This is a genomic window from Campylobacter sp. BCW_6466, from assembly GCF_001762835.1.
In the GTDB taxonomy this organism is placed as follows: Bacteria; Campylobacterota; Campylobacteria; order Campylobacterales; family Campylobacteraceae; genus Campylobacter_D; species Campylobacter_D jejuni.
In genome coordinates, this window is sequence record NZ_MJXO01000064.1 from 286 (window position 1) to 1682 (window position 1397).

1 pseudogene is annotated in these 1397 nt (G+C 33.3%); it reads right to left on the reverse strand.

Features of this window, described 5'->3' with window-relative positions:
- A pseudogene (locus AJ887_RS06375) lies at positions 1-1397 on the reverse strand (autotransporter outer membrane beta-barrel domain-containing protein); the annotation flags it as partial.

Consider the following 1397-nt stretch of genomic DNA (forward strand, 5'->3'; position numbering starts at 1 on the left):
CCTCCTTCATAAGCAAGACCTATTTCAGGGGAGAATATATCTTTATTAGAAATAAAATTCATACCTAAGGCTGTATTGACTCCATAAGCATAAGAATTAGGTTCAGCTTTAGATTCATTATTTCCTATTTTTTTAGTTAAATCATTTTTAATCAAAGCAGCTTTACCTTGAGCTTTGATATAAACTTCTTGACCTTTTTCTGTAGTAAATAAGGTATTAAAGTATTTTAAACCTGCATAATAGGTTCTATTATTAATATCAAAATAAGTTGAACCCATTTTTGTATCTTCATAACCTGCATACACACCATATATTCCACTGTCTTTTAAAGTAGAATAACCTATAATGGTTCCTTTAGTGTGTCCTTTACTTTCTTCATTTAAAGAAAGTTCAACATTCTGTGAAGAAGTATAAGGAAGGATGAATAAAGAATGTTCTTTATTAGAACCATAGCTTCCATTATTTAAATCACTCTTTATATAATCACTTGCATCTGCATATAAATTACCCTTTTCAGACATAGCAATGCTTTGAGATTTACTTGAAGAAGCTAAAGCAAAAGTTTGCATAGAATTACCCATAACATTATCTATAAAGGTTGATCTTCTTGTAGTAGTAGAGATTAAAGATCTAAAGGTTGCACCTGATATGGAAGCATTAAGATTAAAATCTGTAGTAAGNTTTCCTGTTATTGGATCAAAGCTTAAAGATATTTCTCCACCTCCATTGGTTCCTATATTGCCAATATTGCCTTGATTAACACCTGAGATGATATTGTTTATATTGCCTAATTCATCAAGATTAACATTGCTTTGATCTACAGTGATGTTTTCTACTTTTACATTATCTTTACCACTTCCACCTACAACCACAGTGTCTAATTTACCTGTATCTTTATCTGTAGAAACAACCCAATCTTTAATTCCAACACTACCACTACCATTGTTAGTTACTGTATTACCATGATCATCTTTACCTACTGAGCCTTGGTTGGAAATAACTAAATCAGCATTACCATTATTGGTAATACCTCCACCTATAGTAGCACCTTCTCCATTAGAAATTTCAAGTTTATTATCACTATTGTTAGTGATAGAGCCACTTATACCTGTATCAGAAGTAGAGGTGTTAGTGATGGAATCAAGTTTACCGCCATCTTCTACTACTATATTTCCTGAGATAGAACCACTTCCTGTATTGGTAATACCACCTTCAACTGAACCTCCACTTTCTACCTTGATTTCACCTGCTATAGAACCATTGCCTTGATTGACTATGCCAGAGCCTCCACTTGAAGAGCTAACACTACCTCCTGAGATGATAATGCCACCTTTTTTATCATCATTATCGCTACTACCACCTATGATACCTTCATTGACTATACCAGCAGCTCCACC